We start from the raw sequence: 16,182 nt of genomic DNA, 5'->3' as shown, positions 1-16,182 counted from the left end.
AATTAAATAGTAATTTTGGGGTAATTAACAATAAAAATATTTGCTATGAGCCAGAAACATAACATTAAGAGACAGAATTACGAGAAACGTCAAGAAGAAAAGGCTGACAAAGTGTTCAAAATAGTATGTATTTCTATTTTCATATTGGGAATACTATTAGCTGTAGCATATAGTGTAGCTGCTTGATTTTTCTAAAGTATAAATAAAGGCTGCTGAATATTGAACATTATTCGGCAGCCTTTGTTCTATTTAATAAATAAAATATTCTAAATGATATGTCGCAGGAGATTGAACGTAAATTTTTGGTGAAGGATTCGTCATATAAGGATATGGCATTCTCATCTTCCAGAATAATCCAGGGATATATATGCAGTGACAGAGGCAGAACGGTTAGAGTGAGAATTAGAAATGAGAAAGGTTTCCTCACTATAAAAGGTGCTTCGACAGATAATGGTCTGAGTAGATATGAATGGGAACATGAAATTCCTGTTGAAGAAGCGCGTGAACTTATGAAGCTTTGCCAGCCCGGGATGATAGATAAGACGAGGTATCTTGTAAAATCCGGTAAACATACAGTTGAGGTTGATGAGTTTTATGGAGAGAATGAAGGTCTTGTAGTGGCTGAAGTTGAACTTGACAGTGTAGATGAAGAGTATGAAGTACCTCCGTTTTTAGGTGAAGAAGTTACTGGGCAGGTGAAGTATTATAACTCTTTTCTCATGAAATGTCCGTTCAAGGAGTGGAAATAATACCGAAAAACTATCACTTTATGGGGTAAAAACTGTTTTCACCCCTTTGAATGTCTGATTTAAGGGGATGACGGTGGCTTGTTATATATAACTTTGTAATGTGAAAATCAAACAGTTATAGAAAATAATAAACCAACAAGAATATGAAAACAGCTACTTTCGCACAAAATTTGCTAAATGTGCAGTCTGACCTTTTGAACTTTGCTTATAAGCTTACATCCGATTATGAAGATGCAAACGACCTGCTTCAGGAAACATCTTTAAAGGCATTGGATAATGAGGATAAGTATACAGAAGAGACGAACTTTAAAGGATGGGTTTATACGATAATGCGTAATATCTTTATAAATAATTATAGAAAGACGTTACGTGACCAGACTTATGTTGACCAGACAGAAAATTCATATTTTATAAATAAAGGATTCGATTTGGAAAGTGATTCCACTGAAGGAGCATACGATCTTAAGGAAATGAGACGTATAGTGAATTCATTGCCTAGTGAATACAGGGTTCCTTTCTCTATGTTTGTTGCAGGATTCAAATATCGCGAGATAGCCGAAAAATTGAACTTGCCTTTGGGTACTGTGAAAAGCAGAATATTTTTTACCAGACAAAAACTACAGGAAGAATTGAAGGATTTCAGATAAGGGTATTACATCGCAAAAACTAAATAATTCATGATAATTTTATATGATAGGGTGGTTTCCTTTTAGGAAGCTACCCTAAATTTTTTTCCAAACAAACGGATTTTCCTTACATAAAAAAAGGTCTGCAAATTCTGCAGACCTTTTTTTATGTAAGGAAAAATAGTTTTCAAGATTATGCGTTAACGCGTTTTTCCTGAATTCTAGCCTTCTTACCAGTAAGAGCACGTAAGTAGTACAATTTAGCACGACGTACTTTACCGACTTTGTTGACAGTGATGCTGTCGATAGCTGGAGATTCCAATGGGAAGATACGTTCTACACCTACTGTACCAGACATTTTACGTACAGTGAAACGTTTCTTTTCACCATGACCAGAAATTTTGATAACAACACCGCGATACAACTGAACGCGTTCCTTGCTACCTTCAACGATACGGTATGCTACTGTTACTGTATCACCAGCTTTGAATGAAGGATGCTGTTTGCCAGTAGCAAATGCTTCTTCTGCAATTTTAATTAAATCCATTGTTTTTTATAAATTAAATTGTTTATCGTTACAACGCAACATATCAAGTAACACTTCATGACAGCGATTGCGCGAAAGCGGTGCAAAGGTAGTGATTTTAGTTGACACTGCCAATTCTTCTGCTTCTTTTTTTGTTCTGGAACTTAAAATAAAATTTGCCCACATTTTGATTCAAACATGCCCGTGTTTTAGTTCTAATTTGCCCATGTTTTTTTCTGGATTTTTACTGTCCTGAAATATGTATGGATTTTTTTACTGACACTAATTTCACAAACTTTTTCCATACTTTGTTCCTTTATTTGTATGATTTATGTTTTTTGTTTAAATTCGCAATAATATAAGTATTTAAAATTGAAAAGATATGAAGAAAATCTTAATGGTGTGTATGATGTTGGCTATATCTTTCGGATTGAAGGCACAGACCGATTTCATACATAAAAATATAAGTGATGAGGCTTCTTGCCGTATATGGGTGAACAATAAGCTTGAGGCTATGACCTTGAAGCAGAAAATAGGGCAGTTGTTTATACATACTGTTGCACCATATACAACTCAGCAGAATAAACAGAATATAGCAGATGCTGTGAAAGAATATGGGGTGGGAGGTTTGCTCTTTTCTGGTGGAGAAGTACAGAAACAGATAGAACTTACTAATTATGCCCAAAGCATGGCTGATATTCCTTTATTAATCACTTTCGACGGTGAATGGGGATTGGCTATGCGCCTGAAGGGTACTCCTTCTTTCCCGAGAAACAGAGTGTTGGGATGTATTCAGAATGATACACTGATTTATGACTACGGAAAAGAAGTGGCACGACAATTAAGGGAAATAGGAGTTCATGTAAATTTTGCGCCCGTTGCAGATATAGACAATAATCCAAAAAATCCTGTAATAAATACCCGTTCTTTTGGCAGTGACAGAGATTTGGTGGCTAGAAAAGTATTAGCCTATTCCAAGGGATTGGAAGATGGAGGTGTTCTGGCTGTGTGTAAACATTTCCCGGGACATGGTGATACTGAGGTGGATTCGCATAAGGCATTGCCGGTATTGCCATTCAGTAGAGAAAGGCTGGACAGTATAGAATTGTATCCATTCCGTAAGGCTATTGAGGCAGGAGTGGGTGGAATTATGGTAGGTCATCTTAATATACCAGTTTTAGATAATAAAGCAGCTTCTGTATCACATAACATAGTTACGGAACTTCTGAAAAATGAATTGGGATTCAAGGGAATGGTCTTTACGGATGCGCTTGAGATGAAAGGTATTTCAAACACACCTTATGTCTCGGCTCAAGCTTTGGCGGCAGGAAATGATATGGTGCTGGCACCAAGAAATCTTAAACGTGAACTTGACGGTGTACTTAAAGCTGTTAAAGAAGGGAAAATAACTGAACAGCAGATTGATGAAAAATGTCGTAAGGTTTTGACATATAAATATGCTTTTGGATTGAATAAGCGTCCGTCTGTTGATACAGAAAATGTTATGTCACGCATAAAAAGAGCATATACCGATAACTTGATGAACAATGTGAAGAAATCAGCTGTAACGGTTATTAAAGATTCGGACGAAATGCTTCCTCTTGATTTGTCTCTATCCGGAACTGTAGTTCTTAATGTGTCATCTACTTTGTCCGAAACATATCCATTCTTTAATAAGATAAACAAAACTTATCCTGTCACCTGGTTGCATGCCAATCTGGACTCTCTGCAATATCTGAAGAAGAGAATAACTCCGGCCCAGAGAGTTATTGTCGCTGTCTACTCTTCTGATATTAATAAGTATAGGAAGATGCTTATGGATTTGGCAAAGGGAAAACCTACTATACTGGTGTGTTTCAATTCGCATAAAGCTCTTCAGAGTATGCAGGATGTAGTGGCACAGTCGTCGGCTGCGATATTGGCTCATTCTGACGATAAGGCTGTTCAGGAGTTTGTGGCAGATGCATTATTAGGTAATCAAAAGGTTGACGGAAGACTTTCTGTGGATTTCAATGACGAATATAAGGCTGGAGTAGGGGTTGTGGTAGATCCTGACAGACCAAGACGGTATAAGCCGGAAGAGTTCGGAATGAATTCTAAAGTGTTGTCAAGGATTGATAGTATTGCAGAATATGGTATAGAACAAGGTGCTTATCCGGGATGTCATGTGCTGGTATGGAAAAACGGTTATCAGGTTTATAACAAATGTTTTGGTACGCACACATACGAATCCCAGAGAAAGGTCAGGGAAAACGACTTGTATGATTTGGCTTCATTGACCAAGACTACAGCTACATTGCTGGCCGTGATGAAACTTTACGATGAAGGAAAGATTAATCTGACAGATAAGATATCGGATTATGTCCCAATGCTTAAGTCGACTGATAAGAAAAACATTACCATACAGCAATTATTGTATCATGAGTCTGGGCTGCCTGCCTATCTGCCATTTTATATGAAAGCGATAGACTCAAAAAGCTGCAAGGGTGGTATGTATAAAAAATACAGAGATGCAAATCATAAAGTGAAGGTAGGTAATGCACTGTATCTATGTACTGATTATGATTTTCTCCCTGAATGGGTTGCTGAGAAAGACACAGCCGGATATACTCTTAAAATCTCGGACAATATTTATGTGAAACCTGAGTTCAGGAATGTGGTGTTACAGGAAATAGCAGATGCTAATTTAAAAGGTCATTCATACAGATATAGTTGTTTGAATTTCATGCTTCTGAAAGAGGCCGTGGAGAAAATATCAGGAATGTCTATGGATAAGTATCTGGAAGATAATTTCTATAAACCAATGGGGCTTGTCCATACATTGTATAATCCTTTGAACAGATATGATAAGGATGAAATAGTTCCTACTGTTAAAGAGGATTTCTTGAGGAGAGGACCTGTACATGGATATGTACATGATGAGGCGGCTGCAATGTTGGGTGGTGTGTCCGGCAATGCAGGATTATTTTCTACTGCTAGGGAAGTGGCTACAATTTATCAGATGCTGCTAGATAAAGGTGTGATGGGAGACCGCAGATACCTTTCGCGTGCTACATGTGAACTGTTTCTGACTATGAAATCAAAAAACAGCAGACGAGGATTGGGGTTTGACAAACCTGACCCTGAGAATCCGGATGATGGATATTGTGCACCGGAAACTCCGGCATCTGTATTTGGGCACACCGGATTTACCGGTACTTGTGCTTGGGCTGATCCTGACAATGACTTGGTCTATGTTTTTCTTTGTAACAGGATATATCCTAATCCGTGCGACAGGAAAAATCTTATGAAACTGAAAATTCGTCCTGCTATACAACAGACAATATATCAGGCCCTAATGAAATGATTTTATTTAGACAACGTACAAATTATCTACTTTCTGCAATGTGGATGTTACAATTATGAGTAAAAATACTAACTTTGCATCAACAATTAGTACTAATAATAACTTAATTTTTTTACAACAATGGCTTACGTAATTAGTGACGATTGTATCGCTTGCGGTACTTGTATCGATGAATGCCCAGTAGGTGCAATTTCTGAAGGTGACAAATATTCTATCAATCCAGATGCTTGTACAGAATGTGGTACTTGCGCTGATGTTTGTCCTTCTGAAGCTATTCATCAGGGATAATATCCAGTCGTCAATTTATGACAACGAATTTAGGCTGTTCCAATTGGGACAGCCTTTTTTTATTTCATTACACAAGACATACAGCATTTACTTGCTGAAAAAAGTAGAGGCTGTCCCAAAATGTATTTGAGACAGCCTCTGTTTATTATAGATCTGATATAGATATCAATTTATTTCAGACGAGCCAATGTTTCTTTGATTCTACGCATTGATTCTACAATGTTTTCGTCAGAAGTAGCGTAGCTCATACGGATACATTCAGGAGCACCGAATGATGTACCGCCAACGCATGCAACATGACCTACTTCAAGAAGGTACATAGCTAAATCGTCAGAATTGTTTATCACTCTGTCTCCGTCTTTCTTACCGAAGAAAGAATCACATTTAGGGAAAAGATAGAATGCTCCTTGTGGAGTGTTAACTTCAAAACCCGGGATTTCTTTAGCCAACTTGACGATAAGGTCACGGCGACGTTCGAAAGCCTTACGCATTTCTTCTACAGGTTCCTGAGTTCCTGTGTAGGCAGCTTCAGCAGCCTTCTGAGATACTGAACATGGACCTGAAGTATATTGTCCCTGAAGTTTGTTTACACCTTTTACAATCCATTCCGGTCCGGCAATGAAACCGATACGCCATCCTGTCATTGCATAAGCTTTTGATACACCGTTTACTATAACTACGCGGTCTTTAATCTCTGCAAACTGAGCAATGCTTTCATGCTTTCCTATATAGTTGATATGTTCGTAGATTTCGTCTGCAATAACAATTACACGTTCGTGTTTTGCAAGTACTGCAGCCAATCCGGCCAACTCTTCTTTTGTATAAACAGAACCGGTTGGGTTAGAAGGAGAACATAAGATAAGTGCACGAGTGTTAGGAGTAATTGTAGCTTCAAGCTGTTCTGGAGTAATCTTGAAGTCCTGCTCTATACCTGCACTTACAATAACTGGAGTTCCTTCTGCCAATTTTACCATTTCAGGATAGCTAACCCAATATGGCGCAGGAACGATAACTTCGTCGCCTTTGTTGATAAGAGCCATGATAGTGTTACAAACAGACTGTTTTGCACCATTTGCACAACTGATCTGTGCTGCTGTATATTCAAGTCCGTTTTCTTTCTTCAATTTCTCTACTATAGCGTTACGCAAAGCCGGATATCCCGGAACTGGTGAATAACGTGAGAAATTGTCATCAATAGCCTGTTTTGCTGCTTCCTTGATGTGATCCGGTGTATTGAAATCTGGTTCACCTACACTAAGATTGATTACGTCAATACCTTGAGCTTTTAATTCGCTGCTCTTTTGCGACATAGCCAATGTAGCCGATGGCGACAGGCTGTTCAAACGATCTGAAAGTTGGTTCATTGTATAGTCCTTGTTTAAATGTTGATTTATTTTGCAAAATAAGTTATTTCTAATGACATACGCAATAGAAATAACTTTGAAAATGAAAAAATGCCGCATATAGCGGCATTTTATTTACTTTCTGTCTCCTAATATTCTAAGAAGATAAATAAACAGATTTATGAAGTCCAAGTATAGCGTAAGTGCGCCTAATAGTGCAATTTTCTGTGTGGACTCATTTACTTCTATATCATCACCACTGAGCAGATGCTTGATCTTCTGGGCATCGTATGCCGTAAGACCTACAAATAGCAGTACTCCCACGTATGAGATTATCATATCCATCATGGAATTGTGTAAAAACATATTAACCACCGATGCTATGATAATACCTATCACTCCCATAATACAGAGGTTGCCTATACGTGTAAGGTCTTTTTTAGTTACATAACCAAATATTGCCATTGCTCCGAATGTTCCTGCTGTTACAAAGAATGTAGTTGCTATGGAACTCATTGTGTATACCAAAAACAGGATAGACAATGTCATTCCGTTAAGAATGGAATAGGCAATGAACAACAGAGTAGCCGTAGTAAAGCTGATTTTGTTTATTCTGGCAGTCATATACATTACCAATACAACTTCGGCAATAAGCATTCCCCAAAACATCATAGAGTTTTGTGTCATGAGGTTAAGGACTGTCATTGATTTGGCCATATACATGGCTGTCAGACCTGTTATGGCAAGTGCCAGGGTCATCCATGTATAAACACTGCGCATTAGAGCATTCTGTGCAACCTTCGATTTGTATGAATCTTGTATCAGATTCTTGCTTTCGAGTATGTTCATAGTTATTTGATATTAATTTATTTGTTAAAATGAAGAGTATGTCCCATACGTTCTTTCTTGGTATGCAGATATCTTTCATTGAATTCGTTTGGAGTTACTTCGATTGGTACATTCTCCACGATTTCAAGTCCATATGCCTCCAGACCAACTCTCTTTACAGGATTGTTTGTAAGCAGACGCATTTTAGTTATACCTACTTCTCTTAAAATCTGTGCACCCACTCCGTAGTCTCGTTCATCGGCCTGATGTCCCAGGCAGATATTTGCATCTACCGTGTCCATACCTTCTTCCTGAAGCTTGTATGCTTTCATCTTTTCCATCAGCCCAATACCTCTTCCTTCCTGGTTAAGATAAATTACGGCACCTTTGCCTTCCTTGTCGATAAGTTCCATTGCCTTATGGAGCTGTTCGCCACAGTCGCATCTCATTGAACCGAAGATGTCGCCTGTAGCGCATGATGAGTGTACTCTTACCAATACAGGTTCGTCCGGTGTGAAATTACCTTTTATCAGGGCTACATGCTCCAGACCGTTACTTTTCTGGCGGAAAGGAATGAGTCTGAAATGTCCGTGTTCGGTAGGCATATCTACTTCCACCCCTTTTTCTACAAGTGACTCTTGTTTCAGACGGTAGGCAATGAGATCTGCTATCGAAATCAGTTTAAAACCGAATTCGTCTGCCAGTTTTCTGAGTTCCGGCAGGCGTGACATTGTTCCGTCTTCATTCATAATTTCCATAAGTGCTGCTGCCGGATACAGTCCTGCAAGGCGCGCCAGGTCGATAGAAGCTTCTGTGTGTCCTGCTCTACGAAGAACTCCTTTGTCCTGTGCGTACAGCGGGTTAATGTGACCAGGGCGTCCGAATGTCTCTGGTTTTGAATTCGGATCCGCAAGAGCACGTATTGTTGCGGCTCTGTCTGCTGCTGAAACTCCAGTACTGCATCCCTCGAGTTTATCAATTGTTACAGTGAAAGGAGTTCCTAATATAGATGTGTTGTTTGATACTTGTCTAGGCAAGTCCAACTCATCACATCTTGATATTGTTATAGGAGCACAAAGTACACCTCTGGCATGTTTCAGCATGAAGTTTACTTTTTCAGGTGTGATAAGTTCGGCTGCAACTATCATATCGCCTTCATTTTCGCGGTCTTCATCGTCTACTACTATGACGATTTCACCCTTACGAAAATCTTCTATTGCTTCTTCGATTGTGTTCAGTTTGATTTTATCCATAATGTATATATGCTATTGTAATATGTTATTTTTTATTCTTTCCTGAATGTCTCTGCTTGTTTTTACTATTACTTTCAAGTCCTTGTCCAGTGTTACTCTATGTCTCCATATATTAAACCATATAATAATTCCGGCGGGGAATATTATACCTAGTATTATATTAAGCCATATTTTGTCGGAAACACTTTTATGTGCCTTTATAAATAAGAACGGGTAGTTGTTCAATTTGTTCAATATCACCGGATCTTTTGAATTTGAAAGTTCTTCTACTACGCTTTCAATCTGTATGCTTATGTCTTTGATATGGTCATCATGTGTGTGGTTTGTAAATATCTTATAATAGTTTGGAGGTCCCAATAGCTTATGTGTACTTGCGTAGCTCTCACACTCGTTGCATATCGATTCTAAATCTTCGTATACTTTCTTATATTCTGGGCTGTAAATTATTACTTCCTTTCTGAATATATGTCTTGATTGTCTCAGACCGAATATTTTTCTAAAGAATGCCTTATAGACATCAATGTTGAATACTACAGAATCTTTGTTTGACTTGTATGTCAGGAACACTCCCATAGGGGCCAGTACTAGACTACTCATCCAAGTTCCCAGTATGATGTTCATTTCTCCACTTTTGGCCACACGTGTAGCTCCGGAATCAATGATGTAATACAGTATGAAAATTAGTACTGATATGACTACAGGCATTCCTAATCCTCCTTTTCTAATGATTGCTCCTAAAGGTGCACCAATAAAAAAGAAGAATACACATGCAAACGAAAGCGTTATTTTCTTGTGCCAGTCTGATTTGTGCGAACGAATGCTTTTGTCATTGTCTTGTGTGACAAATGATTTCATACTCCAATCTGAGCTTAATGATGACATCCTTCTTTCTGTTGCTGATAAAGTCTTTAATTTCTCATCAGAACTGAGGGAACGGTAAATACTGTCGGTATTGATTGATAACAGATTCTGTTCTATAATTTTTGTTGAGTCCGCTTTGCTTAATTCTGTAGTCTTATAAGTTGATGACATTATTTCATCATGCATCGCTCTTCCTACACTGTCTGTATATGCAGTCAGTGAATCTATTGTAGCTGTGATTTCTTTCATGTTTTTAATGTCCGAACGTCTGTTCAGAAAACTTCCATCTACCATGTTGAATTCAGCATCGAAGTCGATAAGTGTATGTTTTTCGCTGAAAGTTTCTCTTCTGTATGGTACATTTTTTGAATCGATGTTCTGCGACTTTAAGTTTTCGAACAATTCACCGTTGTACAGGTGTAGGTACAGGTGCTTTTTGTCGGCGGTGAGTTCCAGTTTGCCTTCTTCTGCCCAAATAATACGTGCATTCTCGAAACCATCTGAAAAATTGTATATCAACACATCTTTCAAAATACCGGTTTCTCTGTCTTTCTTGTTAACGTAAATATTGTAGCCTTCTATATCTGAATAGAAAACTCTTTCGGGTATATCAACTTCCGGCGACTTTTGTTTCATAGAAACCAATAAAGTCCACAATTGTTTTTGAGCTTTGGGGCCTATTACATTTTGGAAGTAAAACGATGTAAGTCCTAAGATTATGCACAACAAAGCAATTGGACGCATTATTCTTAGAAGTGGAATACCTGCAGCTTTCATTGACAGCAATTCGTATCTTTCTCCGAAATTACCAAATGTCATAAGTGCTGCTAGAAGTATTGCAAGTGGCAATGATAATGGTATAAGTGTAAGTGCAGAAAGAATGAAGAACTGAGCCAGTATGTCAAGCTCAAGTCCTTTTCCCACCAGTTCGTCAACATATTTCCACAAGAATTGCATCATGAAGATGAACAGGCATATAAAGAATGTTCCAGCAAAGAGTAAAGTAAAACTCTTTAGAACGAATATATCTAATTTTTTTATACGTAATATTCCCATCATTTTATATTATGATGCAAAAATAGCATAAAATATGGATAGGGGGGTAATGTTTTGTATATTTTTAATTATTACAGTCTATACTCCAAAAACCCTTTTCAGTACGTCGATTTGTGAATTCCATAGATTAATAGTGTCTTCTTCATCTTCAGGGTCGGCAAAATCTGTTACCTCAAGTATATGGTCGGAAGTGAGCTCGTTGAATAATATTTTGAATTCGAAAAAAGATTTAGGTTCTTCATCGTCCTTCCAATGAAATCTGATGAAATACTCAGATCTGGTGTTTGTGATATCAGCGTCTCTACTCTCTGTTTTTCCCCATTTGAATGTATATGTTTTTCCGTTTCTTGTAACTTTGTCGGCAAACCATCTTTCCAGACCTGCTGGAGTACTAATTGCATTCCATATTATGATTCTTGAAGTAGGATTCAGCGGATATTCTATTTTTAATTTTTTTTTCATGTGTTATTGGTGTATTATTTCTGTGTTTTTTTAATTGTTGGCAAATTAAAGTAAATTTTCCGACTAATGGCGCAATTTTTTCTATATTATAAAACATAGTATTGGAATGCTTTGTTGTTTAAATCTTCATGCCCTGTTGTTTTGCTTGAAATGTATAGTCATTTTATACTGAAATAAATTTTATCTTTTTGAGTAAAAAAACATGGAAAAGCTTGTTTATTAAAAAAAAAGATGATACCTTTGCACCCGCAATCGAGAAACAATGGCGGGATAGCTCAGCTGGTTAGAGCGCATGATTCATAATCATGAGGTCACCGGTTCAATCCCGGTTCCCGCTACTATTTAACGATTAGGCCGTTGGGTGGCTTCCACGCCTGGCGGTTTTTATAAACAATGGCGGGATAGCTCAGCTGGTTAGAGCGCATGATTCATAATCATGAGGTCACCGGTTCAATCCCGGTTCCCGCTACACGACATAATGGAATTAATATAAGACATTTAGGAAATATTTTCTTAAGTGTCTTTTTTTTATGCACTAAATAATGGAAGATTGAGCCGGCTTCCTATTGTTTTGTAGTAGTCAAGTATATTTGTGTTAGGGGTATAAAAAAAGGTACATCTTATGATGTACCTTTTAATTTCTTTAGTTAGTTTTGGATTATGCTTCAGCGCAAGGAATTACAGAAACATAGCTTCTGTTTTCACGACCTTTTTTGAAACATACTGTACCATCTACCAATGCGTAAAGAGTGTGGTCACTACCCATACCTACATTGTTACCTGGATTGTGAACTGTTCCTCTTTGACGAACAATGATATTACCAGCCTTACAAGCTGAACCACCGAATATCTTTACGCCTAATCTCTTGCTTTCTGATTCACGACCGTTCTTAGAACTACCTACACCTTTTTTATGTGCCATTTTCTTCTACGTTTTAATGATTAAGCAATAACTTGTTTGATTGTCAATTCTGTAAACTGCTGACGGTGACCGTTCAGTTTTCTGTAACCTTTTCTTCTCTTCTTGTGGAATACCAATACTTTGTCACCCTTTACAAGGTTTGACTTAACTTCGCAAACCACTTTTGCACCTTCTACAGTAGGAGCACCTACAGTTACAGTACCATTGTTGTCAACCAACAAAACTTTGTCAAATTCAACAGTTGCGCCGTTTTCAGCGTTCTGAATGTGGTGTACAAACAGTTTCTTGCCTTCTTCAGCTTTGAACTGCTGACCGTTAATTTCTACGATTACGTACATTTTATTATAATTATTAAACGGGTTTCTTCCGTAAGGTGGATTGATTCTGGCAACCACTTGTTTACCTCCACGGACTAAAATCGGCTGCAAAGATACTCTAAATACTTTATATAATCAATAGTTTTAGATCATTTTTTTGTATAAAATCCTCTTTTTCAATAATAATCATTCTAATACTGATGTTATTTTGTTTGTCTTATATTGATAGTTTATAGATTCTTGTTTATATATACATCTTAGAGTATAGTATTGGATTTTATAATAAGAAAATAATCGGATATATTCCATCGCGAAACATATCCGATTATTTTCTTAAATGATTTATTTTATTAGAAATACAGGTAACGATTATCTGTTACTTCAGCTTTCTGATAGAGATCATTGATGAACTGTGTTGCAAATCTTGCATACATGTTTGTCAGTGTTGCTTCTTCTGATTTAACATCCAGTTTTTCAGTGCCGTTATCCTTGCTCAAAACCTGTACTATATAAACACCTGCATTACCCTTAACAGGAGCACTTGTTGCGTTTACAGCTGTTTTTGACGCTACTGCACCAATTACAGGTTCGCTACCTCTAGTAAGTGATATGTATGCTGGAGCTGAGAATGTAACGTGCTTAACTGTGTCGCTTACCGCATTCTTAATAGCTTTAGCCTGATCGATAGATGTGCAAGCCTTCATGTCTGCCATAATCATTTCAGCCTTTTTGTCGCGGCGAATCTCGCTGCGAAGCATGTCTGCTACTGAGTTGATGTTACGATATCCTACAGGATTGATTTTGTCAAGAGCAACAACCATGATATGATCATTGTTTCCACATTCATAAAGTGGAGATACTTCTCCTTCTTTAGCGCTGAATATCCAACGGATAACTTCTTTAGTTGAAGGAACACCGCCTACATAATGTTCAGCAGAAGAGAAGTCTGTACGAGGCATTACTGTATAACCGTATTCTTCAGCATTTTTTTCAAGTTCTTCGATAGTGTTGCTTTGTGCTACAAACTGGCTGAACTTGTTGTATACATCGTTATATGTATCGTTGCTGAATTCAACATTACGTTTGATGACTGCCACTTTATATTTTTCCTGAATACTTTTTTTGTTCATTACTTCCAGGATAATATTTGCCTGACCAATGTTTAATTTAGCAAGCTCTTTTACTGGCTGGTTGATAAGAGTCTTGATGAAAGTCTCGTTTTCAGTATTTAGCTGTCCGCCTTCCCAAGATCTGGCGCTTACCCATGTGGCTTCGCCTGTCTGTCCGTAGACTTTTGCAATTTCTTCAAAGTTTGCTCCACCTTTCAGTGCATCGTAGATACTGTCAGTAAGAGTTTTTGTCTTTTCTTGAGTATTTGCATAAACTTGTATCTGACGGAACTGTATAGAGTCAGGAGCATTTACTTTTTCAATAATCTTGAAAGCATTGTATGAATCGTCAGTCTGACTGTAATATGGACCGAATACTTCGTTCATACCAATTGAGTCAAGACGTGCTACAACGTCAGATGGTAAAACTGATTTGTTGACAGGAATATCAGAGTATGATACAGCTGAACCTGTTGTACGTACAAATGTACCGTAGTCTGAAGTGGTATTGTTTAATTGTTCGCTATATTCTGTTACTTCGTCCAATACTGCTTTTCTGTCTGCATCTGAAGGTTGTACCTGTACGTCTACAAAACGTATGTTACGAGTTTCAGCCAGCTGCTTGAACTGTTCTTTTCTTTCGTTGTAAAGTTTCTTTATTTCGTCATCTGAAACTTTTACCAAAGAATCGTTTACTGCAGAATATGGAACAGCTGCCATAAGTAAATCGCTCTGTTCTGTGCGAGATTTGAAAGCATCTTCTGCAGAAGCAGGATTTGAAATCAGAGACTTAGCAATAAGGTTCTGATATTTTTCGGCCAAAGCAGACTGTCTTAATGTCTTTTCAACAAAGTTCCAGAAATTACCCATTGTCTGATAGTATTCTACATACTGCGCTGGCATTTGGCTTGTGCTTAGATTAGCATAATCAACAAGGAATTTCTTCAACATATCCTTATCGAAAGCACCAGTTTGTGGATTGCGGAACGGAGTATTCATCAGCATTGGATGAGTCCCTTCGTCAATGATAGACTGAATTTCAGCATCTGTAACCGTGAGACCCAGTTTTTCTGCCTGTTCTGCAATTAGTTTGTTGTTTACGTATGATTGCCATACCTGGTCTTTTACACTTGCCAGCTGAGTCTCATTTAGAGAAGCTAATCCGTTTGTCAATTTAATGACTTCAGTGTATTCATCAACCAGCTTTTGATAATCTTGTGCGGAGATTTTTTCTCCATTAATTTCTCCAATGTCTTGCCTTCCTTGATGTGGCTGGAAAATTTTCCAGGCGTCGCCTGCGATAAAGGCGAAGAGGGCAATACCGATAACAATGACCAACAATGGTCCTTTGCTTCTAATTGTTTGTAAAGTTGCCATTTAAATTTATTATTTTTTGTTTATTGTTTTTCTGTAATTAGCGCACGAAGATACGAAAAATGTTTTTGAGTTGCTATTTTCTGTAGAAAAAAATGCTTATTTCTGTATTTTCAGTTTTACAAGCTCTATTTTTGTACTTGTAGCTTTTATTATATTGAATTGAAATCTGTCAATTAATATGTTTTCGTGAGGTTTTGGGATCCTTTGGAACTCATTGATAATTAATCCTCCCAGAGTTTGATATTCATCGCTTTCCGGTAGATTCAGATTGAACTTTTCATTTATTTCTTCTATTTCCAGACGACCGGAGAGAATGTATTCATTTTCATTTATTTTTTTTGCTATAGTATTCTTGTTGTCGTGTTCGTCTTCAATGTCTCCTAACAGTTCTTCTACTAAATCTTCTAATGCTATTATTCCTGATGTTCCACCAAATTCATCCACTATTACAGCCAAAGTTTTTTTCTGTTGCATTAGTAGCTGCATAAGTTTGTTCGCACTCATGCTTTCTGGTACAACTGGTATTGATTTGATATTGTTTTCCCAATCAGTATGTGTGTTGAACATCTCGGATGAGTGTATGTATCCTATAATATTATCAATATTGTCTCTGTATATTATGAGTTTACTCAATCCGCTATCTATGAAGATTTTCATGATTTCTTCTTTCGAAGTACCTGTTTCTGCTGCAATAATTTCTGTTCTTGGTATCATGCAGTCTTTTACCTTTATATTTGAGAAATCCAGTACATTGCGGAATATTTGTATTTCCGGCTCTATTTCATTCTCTTTTATTGTATCGTCAATACTGCTTTCAATGAGATAATCCAGGTCTACTTTTGAAAATGCTTTTTCGCTGTCTTCTTTTTTTATCTTTTTTCCTGCCAGTCTTAGTATTGTAGTGGAAACAAGTGCAGAGAATTTACTTATTGGGTATAGAATAAGGTAGCATAGGAATGTTGGTACGCAGAATATTTTTAAAGTTAGATTTGGGTTTATTTTAAACAGAGTTTTTGGAAGGAATTCACCTGTTATTAATATTACTAATGTTGATATAATGGTCTGTGTCACAACAAGCAATACTTCATTTGTTATTATTCCTATAAGTAAATGTTGTTC

General features: G+C 37.3%; 15 protein-coding genes and 2 tRNA genes. 7 read left to right on the top strand and 10 right to left on the bottom strand.

The window, feature by feature from the left end:
- Positions 1-45 precede the first annotated feature (45 nt).
- The 3 genes from I6E24_RS02745 (at position 46) to I6E24_RS02735 (ending at position 1,396) form a co-directional block, all read left to right on the top strand.
- Positions 46-186: a hypothetical protein gene (locus tag I6E24_RS02745; RefSeq protein WP_235326028.1), complete on the top strand. Its 141-nt coding sequence runs from the start codon at positions 46-48 to the stop codon at positions 184-186.
- A gap of 89 nt (positions 187-275) precedes the next feature.
- Positions 276-749 carry a CYTH domain-containing protein gene (locus I6E24_RS02740; RefSeq protein ID WP_235326026.1) on the top strand — a complete coding sequence of 158 codons (474 nt, stop codon included), beginning with the start codon at positions 276-278 and terminating at the stop codon, positions 747-749.
- A gap of 143 nt (positions 750-892) precedes the next feature.
- Positions 893-1,396, top strand: a complete 504-nt coding sequence (locus I6E24_RS02735; protein ID WP_235326024.1) for an RNA polymerase sigma factor — start codon at positions 893-895, stop codon at positions 1,394-1,396.
- Positions 1,397-1,568: 172 nt separating this feature from the next.
- On the opposite strand, the gene rplS is transcribed toward I6E24_RS02735, so the two are convergent.
- The gene (gene rplS, locus I6E24_RS02730; RefSeq protein ID WP_235326022.1) at positions 1,569-1,922 is read right to left on the bottom strand and encodes a 50S ribosomal protein L19; all 354 of its coding nucleotides are present in this window, start codon (positions 1,920-1,922) and stop codon (positions 1,569-1,571) included.
- A gap of 361 nt (positions 1,923-2,283) precedes the next feature.
- Between rplS and I6E24_RS02725 the strand changes: the two genes are divergently transcribed.
- Positions 2,284-5,247 (top strand): glycoside hydrolase family 3 N-terminal domain-containing protein, encoded by a 2,964-nt coding sequence (locus I6E24_RS02725; RefSeq protein ID WP_235326021.1) that lies wholly within the window; start codon positions 2,284-2,286, stop codon positions 5,245-5,247.
- 120 nt (positions 5,248-5,367) lie between these two features.
- Complete coding sequence (locus I6E24_RS02720) at positions 5,368-5,535, top strand: DUF362 domain-containing protein (RefSeq protein WP_154043305.1); 168 nt, start codon at positions 5,368-5,370, stop codon at positions 5,533-5,535.
- A gap of 170 nt (positions 5,536-5,705) precedes the next feature.
- On the opposite strand, the gene I6E24_RS02715 is transcribed toward I6E24_RS02720, so the two are convergent.
- The 5 genes from I6E24_RS02715 to I6E24_RS02695 form a co-directional block, all read right to left on the bottom strand.
- Positions 5,706-6,899, bottom strand: a complete 1,194-nt coding sequence (locus I6E24_RS02715) for a pyridoxal phosphate-dependent aminotransferase (RefSeq protein WP_235326019.1) — start codon at positions 6,897-6,899, stop codon at positions 5,706-5,708.
- 114 nt (positions 6,900-7,013) lie between these two features.
- On the bottom strand, positions 7,014-7,727 hold the full coding sequence (locus tag I6E24_RS02710) for a Bax inhibitor-1/YccA family protein (RefSeq protein ID WP_235326017.1): 714 nt from the start codon (positions 7,725-7,727) through the stop codon (positions 7,014-7,016).
- A 17-nt stretch (positions 7,728-7,744) separates the two neighbouring features.
- Positions 7,745-8,959 carry a bifunctional 3,4-dihydroxy-2-butanone-4-phosphate synthase/GTP cyclohydrolase II gene (locus I6E24_RS02705; RefSeq protein ID WP_235326015.1) on the bottom strand — a complete coding sequence of 405 codons (1,215 nt, stop codon included), beginning with the start codon at positions 8,957-8,959 and terminating at the stop codon, positions 7,745-7,747.
- A 12-nt stretch (positions 8,960-8,971) separates the two neighbouring features.
- Entirely contained in the window at positions 8,972-10,870 is a 1,899-nt protein-coding gene (locus tag I6E24_RS02700) for an LptF/LptG family permease (RefSeq protein ID WP_235326062.1), read from the bottom strand.
- Positions 10,871-10,954: 84 nt separating this feature from the next.
- Positions 10,955-11,338, bottom strand: coding sequence for an START-like domain-containing protein (locus tag I6E24_RS02695; protein ID WP_235326013.1), 384 nt, complete (start codon positions 11,336-11,338; stop codon positions 10,955-10,957).
- Positions 11,339-11,602: 264 nt separating this feature from the next.
- On the opposite strand from I6E24_RS02695, the gene I6E24_RS02690 reads away from it, so the two are divergent.
- A tRNA-Met gene (locus tag I6E24_RS02690) sits at positions 11,603-11,676 on the top strand.
- A gap of 57 nt (positions 11,677-11,733) precedes the next feature.
- Positions 11,734-11,807: transfer RNA gene (locus tag I6E24_RS02685), tRNA-Met, on the top strand.
- A 189-nt stretch (positions 11,808-11,996) separates the two neighbouring features.
- Here the strand turns inward: I6E24_RS02685 and rpmA are convergent.
- From rpmA to I6E24_RS02665, 4 genes are all read right to left on the bottom strand, one after another.
- A complete protein-coding gene (rpmA, locus tag I6E24_RS02680; protein WP_235326011.1) occupies positions 11,997-12,260 on the bottom strand; it encodes a 50S ribosomal protein L27 in 264 nt (87 codons plus the stop codon).
- Between the two features lie 20 nt (positions 12,261-12,280).
- Positions 12,281-12,598, bottom strand: a complete 318-nt coding sequence (rplU, locus tag I6E24_RS02675; protein ID WP_204443597.1) for a 50S ribosomal protein L21 — start codon at positions 12,596-12,598, stop codon at positions 12,281-12,283.
- Between the two features lie 329 nt (positions 12,599-12,927).
- Positions 12,928-15,063, bottom strand: coding sequence for a peptidylprolyl isomerase (locus tag I6E24_RS02670; RefSeq protein WP_235326009.1), 2,136 nt, complete (start codon positions 15,061-15,063; stop codon positions 12,928-12,930).
- Positions 15,064-15,159: 96 nt separating this feature from the next.
- The coding region (locus I6E24_RS02665; RefSeq protein WP_235326007.1) for a hemolysin family protein at positions 15,160-16,182 on the bottom strand (1,023 nt) is incomplete at its 5' end.

It is taken from the genome of Bacteroides caecigallinarum, assembly GCF_021530995.1.
Classification (GTDB): Bacteria; Bacteroidota; Bacteroidia; order Bacteroidales; family Bacteroidaceae; genus Phocaeicola; species Phocaeicola faecigallinarum.
Note: the sequence above shows the minus strand (reverse complement) of the source record. Positions and strands in the feature narration are given on the sequence as shown.

Excerpts from the sequence above, each read along its gene's own strand:
- I6E24_RS02745 (WP_235326028.1), top strand. The coding sequence starts at position 46 with ATGAGCCAGAAACATAACATTAAGAGACAGAATTACGAGAAACGTCAA.
- I6E24_RS02740 (WP_235326026.1), top strand. The coding sequence starts at position 276 with ATGTCGCAGGAGATTGAACGTAAATTTTTGGTGAAGGATTCGTCATAT.
- I6E24_RS02735 (WP_235326024.1), top strand. The coding sequence starts at position 893 with ATGAAAACAGCTACTTTCGCACAAAATTTGCTAAATGTGCAGTCTGAC.
- rplS (WP_235326022.1), bottom strand. The coding sequence starts at position 1,922 with ATGGATTTAATTAAAATTGCAGAAGAAGCATTTGCTACTGGCAAACAG.
- I6E24_RS02725 (WP_235326021.1), top strand. The coding sequence starts at position 2,284 with ATGAAGAAAATCTTAATGGTGTGTATGATGTTGGCTATATCTTTCGGA.
- I6E24_RS02720 (WP_154043305.1), top strand. The coding sequence starts at position 5,368 with ATGGCTTACGTAATTAGTGACGATTGTATCGCTTGCGGTACTTGTATC.
- I6E24_RS02715 (WP_235326019.1), bottom strand. The coding sequence starts at position 6,899 with ATGAACCAACTTTCAGATCGTTTGAACAGCCTGTCGCCATCGGCTACA.
- I6E24_RS02710 (WP_235326017.1), bottom strand. The coding sequence starts at position 7,727 with ATGAACATACTCGAAAGCAAGAATCTGATACAAGATTCATACAAATCG.
- I6E24_RS02705 (WP_235326015.1), bottom strand. The coding sequence starts at position 8,959 with ATGGATAAAATCAAACTGAACACAATCGAAGAAGCAATAGAAGATTTT.
- I6E24_RS02695 (WP_235326013.1), bottom strand. The coding sequence starts at position 11,338 with ATGAAAAAAAAATTAAAAATAGAATATCCGCTGAATCCTACTTCAAGA.
- rpmA (WP_235326011.1), bottom strand. The coding sequence starts at position 12,260 with ATGGCACATAAAAAAGGTGTAGGTAGTTCTAAGAACGGTCGTGAATCA.
- rplU (WP_204443597.1), bottom strand. The coding sequence starts at position 12,598 with ATGTACGTAATCGTAGAAATTAACGGTCAGCAGTTCAAAGCTGAAGAA.
- I6E24_RS02670 (WP_235326009.1), bottom strand. The coding sequence starts at position 15,063 with ATGGCAACTTTACAAACAATTAGAAGCAAAGGACCATTGTTGGTCATT.